Consider the following 6,068-nt stretch of genomic DNA (forward strand, 5'->3'; position numbering starts at 1 on the left):
GACTCCTCTTAACTAGGTTATAGTTTTTTGGGCAAGAGGGGGGGAACCAAGAACTTCCTACTAGTCCCCATGGGAAACCTGGTGCCAAGGGGGCAACTGAATTAAATCTTCTAGGTTGGCTTGCATGGTCTGGCAAATCTGATCCAAAGGTAGATCGTTGGCATCGTGACCAAAGGGGTTTTCAATTTCCACCCCAATTTCTTCAATGCCGAAGACAGTGAAGGCGATAATCCCCACCACAAAAGCGGTGGCCCAATGGAGGGTGTTCACCATCTGGAAAGGGGTGATGAAGCAATAGAGAAAAATTAGCTGGCGCAAATGGATGGCGTAGGCCAGGGGAATGGGGGTTTTTAAAATGCGCTCGCAACTACCCAACACATCCACCATGGTATCCACCAAACGCAGCATGGCGGTGAGCTGATAGGGATTGATATTGTTCTGGTCGTATTCCTGTTGCAGATAATTACTGATCCAAAAGGCGATTTCCAGGGGCGGATTATGCAAATCCTCCAGCTTGCGGTAACCGGATTCGGGCAACAGGGCCCAGATTTCTTCATTGAGGGGTTCAGATCGCAGGTGCAACTTGGTGGCCACAGCAAAGGCCACCAGTAGGTGGAGAATTTTAATTTTGTCTTGGTGGGCTTGGGGAGTGGGTTCCGCCACTGAAACCCAGATGGTGCGGGAAAGGTTACGGATGGTATTAACTAAAGTGCCCCAGGCTTTCCTGCCTTCCCAAAAGCGTTCGTAGGCGGTATTGGTGCGAAAAACCAAGAGCAGTCCCAAAACAATGCTGGGCACAATGCTTTCCTGCAGGGGAATGGAAAATTCATACCCCCAACCATCCACCAGGGTCACCCCCAGGGAAAAGGCCATACACACCAGCACCCGGGGGGCGATCGCCGGAATGACGGAACCCTGCCAACGCAGGAGCATATCTGTCCAGATGCGGGGCGGACGGGATGGATGGTGGCGGAAAACGCCCAGGAATTTGCTCAAATTTTACTGCTTCCCCATCTCAGATACACATTACCAACCCTGGGGAATGATGCCCCCGGTTATCCCTGGACCAATTCCATTTCCTGGGGAATTAAACTTAACATCTTGGCGATCGCCGTTTCCAAATCGTTATGCCAATAGACGAGGCTGTTGTCGTACATCTGCTGGAGATAGCCCAAATCCCCCTGGCTAAACCGGATCACCACCGGTAGCACTTCCCCTGTGTAGGTTTGCCGTTGGGGAGCCCGTTGACGCTGGGGCAAACTAGGACCCGTCCCCCGCAAACTGCGGTCTTCGCTGGAGGGGTTGGGAGGCAGGGGTAAAAAAGCCCGCAAATCCTCTGCCAAGGCCGGGGTGGCCGCTTCCCTGGTAGCCAGATTAACAAAAATACCTTTGAGGTTGGGGGCCTGGCTGAGGTGATCAAAGGCCAGTTCCAATTGTTTCCCCAGGGCCATGCCACTGCGACTTTCATCCAGTAAATAGGCGCCGGTAATACCCAAGGACTGGAGCAAGTCCCACGTACTCAGGGCCAGTCCTTCACTGTTGCAAATTAAGCCAATTTGTCCCTGGGCCAAATCCCCCGGTAGCCAACTATGCCCCGTCCATTGCTCCGAGCCCCAATTAAGTAAATCCGGATGCCGGTTGATCGCCGTGTCGTTAACGGTAATTTTGCCATCCAGGGCCATCACCTCCCCATCAGCGCTAATGCCCAGGGGATTAATTTCAATTACATCCAAGTCGTAGGTGACGAATAACTCATACATTTTTTCGATGATGGCGCTCACCGTGGTCACCAGGGGCCCCGTTAAGCCCATTTTCACCGCCAGCCGCCGAGCCAAGTAGGGGGAAAAATTCGTCCGCAGGGAAACACTCTGCATTTGCTCCAACAGGCTGTCCACATCAATGCCCCCTTCACTGGAACCCATCAATACCGGGCATTGCCTTTGGTAGTCCAGCACGATCGCCAAAAATAATTCCGATTGGGCATCGTAGCGGGCCTCAGCCAAAATCACCTCTGGGTACTCGTCCGCAATGGGTAAATGGAAAATGGCTGAAGCGGCGGCAATGGCATCAATGGTATTTTCCACAAACCTGACCCCACCGGCCTTACCCCTACCCCCCGCCCGTACCTGGGATTTGAGCACCATGGGATAGGGAATTTGCAGACGTTTGAGGGCAGTGGTATTTTGAATGGTTTGGGAGGGCAAAATGGGAATGCCCACCTGTTGGAATAGTTCCTTGGCTTGGTACTCTAACAAATCCATAAATTATCCCTAAAATTTACTCCTGGGCCGCCTACGGCTCCCCATTATGGCTAATTTCTTCCACTAGCTCCGGGGATCGCCGCTCGGAAAAGCCCCAGGCAAACAGTAGCCCAATCATGGTAATCATCAACAATTCCGGTGGCACTAGCTCGGGGTTAATGACTCTGAGCAGCAGCCGCAGACCCACCAAACCCACCGTGATAAAACCAGCATCCTTGAGGTGGGTAAAAATGTCTAACCAACGGATAAATAAACCCGCTAAAAACCGGAGGGCAATGACCCCAATGGTGCCCCCAGCAATGATCAACCACAATTGATCCGCCACGGCGATCGCCGTAGTGACGCTATCGAGGGAAAAGGCCAAATCAGTGAAGGCAATGAGGGGGATGGCTTGCCAAAAAGAACTAAACTCAAAAGTCTTGTGGTGATTGTCCCCTTCATCGGGGGAGAGGAAGTAACTGCCCACCAACCAGAGTAAATATAAGGCCCCAGCCAACTCAAACTGCCAATATTGCAACACAAAGGAAGCGGTGACAATGAGCAGAATCCTGAGCACATAGGCAATCACTAACCCCGCATTCAAAGCCCGCCGTTGCTGGGCCGGATTGGGTAAACCCTGGGCGATGGTAGCTAGGGCAATGGCATTATCCGCCGATAGCACTGCCTCCAGGGCAATTAACACTAGCAACATCAATGGGGTTTTGACGGCAACGGCAAAGGACGAGTTGAACAGTAAATCTAGATCAAACATGGGCACAGGGGGAGGGGGAGGCCTGCAGAGACAGACCGGAAAAAACCAAGGCAAGCAAGGTTCAGTTCCAGCCATTCCATCTTCCTTCATTATTAGGGGCTTTGGTGATGGGCCGCTACCCCCTGCCATTGGCGATCGCCGTTGATCCCCATTAAATTCCTTCAGGGTAAAAATCCGTCTCAGGGGAAGTGTCAGCGCTGCCCCCATGGTGTTCAGCAACGGAAGAAGGGGGAGGGGAGGAAACCGACGGCGGATCCTGGAGTAGGGATTTCACTTGGTCCACCACGGTGCTGAGTTTGCCCTCGTTTAATAGGCCATTGAGCAGGGTGAGGCCACTGGTGGAAAGCAGTAATTTGTTAATATCCCCGGCGTTACTGCCATTGCCATTGGCCCCATTCAATCCAGGGAAGGAATAAATGCGGGATTCCCCCAAGACCCCAGGTTGGGGTGCCAACGCCTTGATCAGATCCGGCAGTTGGGTGACCAGTTCCGGCCAGATGGTTTTCAATAGTTCGGCGCTGCGGTTGGCATTACTCAGGCTGTTTTGGGCTGCGATGATGGCCCTCTGTCCCTCCGCTTCGGCCATGGCTTTGTGACGGTTGGCATCGGCCAGGGTACGGATAGATTCCGCTTCCAATTCTGCTGCTTGTCTCGCACTTTCTGCCTGACGCCGCCGCCGGAACACGTCAATTTCCACCACGTTTTGTTCCGCAATGCGATGTTGCTGGGCATCCTGTTGGGCCACAATCACCGCCAATTTTTGGGAGCGTTCCGCCGCTTCCACTTCCTGGGCCGTAATGACGCCGGATTCCGCCTCGGCCCGCAGAGCTTCCGCCTCCAACCGTTCCTTTTGTTTATTGGCAATGGCGATCGCCGCTGTTTGCTCAGTAATTTGGGTTTTTTGTTCCGCTAGGGCAATTTCTGCCTTGGCTTGTAGTTGGGAAGCTTCAATGGTTTTCTGCCGTTGGATTTCCGCCACTTCCGCTTCCTGTTTTTGCAACGCCTGGGCCACCTTTAATTCCTTATTCCGTTCCTCCAGGGCGATCGCCGACGCAATTTGACTATTTTGAATGGCTAATTCTTTTTGAATCCGTTCTTCCTCCACTGCCTGTTCCTGGAGAATTTTATTCCGTTCCTTTTTCGCTTCTTCCCGGTCTTTGGCCTCTTGGATTTCCCGTTGCTGCTGTGCTTCTTGGGATTCTAATTCCTTCCTTTGGGCTAACTTTAATAATTCAATTTCTTTTTGTTGGGTAATATTGGCATCTTCCTGCTCCCGCTTGATGGCTAAACTTTTTTTCTCCGCTTCCAATTCTCCTTGTTCAATGGCCACCCTGGTGGTTAATTCCACCTCCCGTTTTTGTTGAATCGACCGTTGGATTGTTTCCGTTCTCAGCCGCACCCCCTGGGCATCGAAAAAGTTATTTTCGTCGTAGGTATCACTTTCTTCAATTTCGGAAATGGCAATGTTATTGAGGGTTAAACCAACTTTGCGTAAATCCCCTTGGATTAAGTTCAATACCTCATCGGCAAAGCCCAATTTATCCGAATCTAATTCAGCGAGTTTTTTCTTTTTCGCCGCCGCCCGGATGGCGTCATCAGCCCGTTTTTCCAGGGCATCTTTGATATCTGCTTCAGAAATTTGCCCTTTTTTAGAAAGCCTGGCCGCCGCCGTTAAAATTTCGTTGCGGTTGGGGGTAATGCAGACGTAAAAAGTCACCCGCATATTGGCCCGCATGTAGTCCTGGGTCCGCACGGCCAAATTCCCCGCCCGCACCACGTCAATGGAAATTTCCCGCAGGGACACCCTGGTAATTTCGTGGAAACCGGGAATGACAATACAGCCCCCATGGAGAATCACCATTTGCTCTTTTTTGAAAACGCCGCCGGTTCTAACCAAAGCTTCGTTATTGGGGGCAATGACGTAAAAACGGGTGTAGAGAAAGATGGTTACTAAAATTAAAAAGATGACGGAGATAATCACCACCGGAAAGACCAACAGAGGTGATAAACCACCGAGGGCAGAATCATTGTTGTTGAACGTTTGGTTGGGATCCTGGGCAATGATTAATTCTCCAGAAGTTGGGCGAGTTTCCACCGTGGCAATTAGGGGTGCGCCGTTGGCTGGCAGGGTGGGCAAAGTCTGGAGAAATTCAAACCAAAATTTACTGTGCATGATATGCCTCCGGGGGGCAAAAATAGCAGTTGTGCAACGTTAAGCATTGGTTAACCAAAATTTGGCAATGTAACCCAAAGCCTTAACCCCATCTCGCCAATTGATTTTCTTTCCTTCGGCAAAGGTACGGCCATAATAGGCCACCCCCACTTCATAAATTCGCCATCGCCTTGGCGATCGGGTTACCTTCATTGTAAATTCAACTTCAAAACCGAAATCACTACAGGTTAAGCGCAGGTCTTCCAAAATTTCCCGCCGAAACATTTTGTAACAAACTTCAATGTCACTGAGGTTAATATTACAGACCAAATCAATCAAACTGGTGATCAATTTATTGCCTAAATAATGATGAAAATAGAGCACCCGATGGGGATTGCCATAGAAGCGGGAACCGTACACCACATCGGCCCAACCGCCATCGACTAACTTCCACATGGGTTCCCAATCCTCGGGGTCGTATTCCAAATCCGCATCTTGGATAATCAACACATCCCCAGTGGCCGCCGCAAAGGCTGTTCTCAAAGCGCCTCCCTTACCCTGGTTCTGGCGATGGAAAATCACTTTCACTTCCCACTCCGTTGCCATCACAAAGCTATGCCCCTGGCGATCGCCATTGGTTTCCGCCGATGGGGCGAGGGGAAAACATTGGAATTGGCCGGCTAAATTAAGGTTGGCCAGAACAGGATGCTGTTCCGGATCGCCAAAGGTATCCACCAACCATGCCCTCGTACCATCCTTAGAACCATCATCCACCATGACAATTTCCTTCGGCACTTCCGGCAGTACCGTGGTAATTTTTTTGAGAATTTTTTCAATGGTTTGGATTTCGTTATAAATCGGAATGATGACCGAAAGCTTCATGGAAATTGGCTTAGTTAAGAAA

The 6,068-nt window shown here is 50.9% G+C and carries 5 protein-coding genes; all 5 read right to left on the reverse strand.

The genetic code is table 11. The annotated features are described in order from the left end of the window. Window positions 1–60: 60 nt before the first annotated feature. Window positions 61–996 (reverse strand): bestrophin family protein, encoded by a 936-nt coding sequence (locus tag IQ219_RS15875; RefSeq protein ID WP_228017198.1) that lies wholly within the window; start codon window positions 994–996, stop codon window positions 61–63. A 59-nt stretch (window positions 997–1,055) separates the two neighbouring features. Then, window positions 1,056–2,261 carry a succinate--CoA ligase subunit beta gene (locus tag IQ219_RS15880; RefSeq protein ID WP_194073249.1) on the reverse strand — a complete coding sequence of 402 codons (1,206 nt, stop codon included), beginning with the start codon at window positions 2,259–2,261 and terminating at the stop codon, window positions 1,056–1,058. Window positions 2,262–2,292: 31 nt separating this feature from the next. Next, on the reverse strand, window positions 2,293–3,018 hold the full coding sequence (locus IQ219_RS15885) for a TerC family protein (protein ID WP_368667621.1): 726 nt from the start codon (window positions 3,016–3,018) through the stop codon (window positions 2,293–2,295). A 145-nt stretch (window positions 3,019–3,163) separates the two neighbouring features. Then, window positions 3,164–5,185, reverse strand: coding sequence for a flotillin family protein (locus IQ219_RS15890; protein ID WP_194073250.1), 2,022 nt, complete (start codon window positions 5,183–5,185; stop codon window positions 3,164–3,166). A gap of 39 nt (window positions 5,186–5,224) precedes the next feature. Next, window positions 5,225–6,068 (reverse strand): glycosyltransferase family 2 protein (locus IQ219_RS15895; RefSeq protein WP_228017199.1); only part of this gene is annotated, 844 nt, incomplete at its 5' end.

The organism is Synechocystis sp. LEGE 06083, from assembly GCF_015207725.1.
Classification (GTDB): domain Bacteria; phylum Cyanobacteriota; class Cyanobacteriia; order Cyanobacteriales; family Microcystaceae; genus Synechocystis; species Synechocystis salina.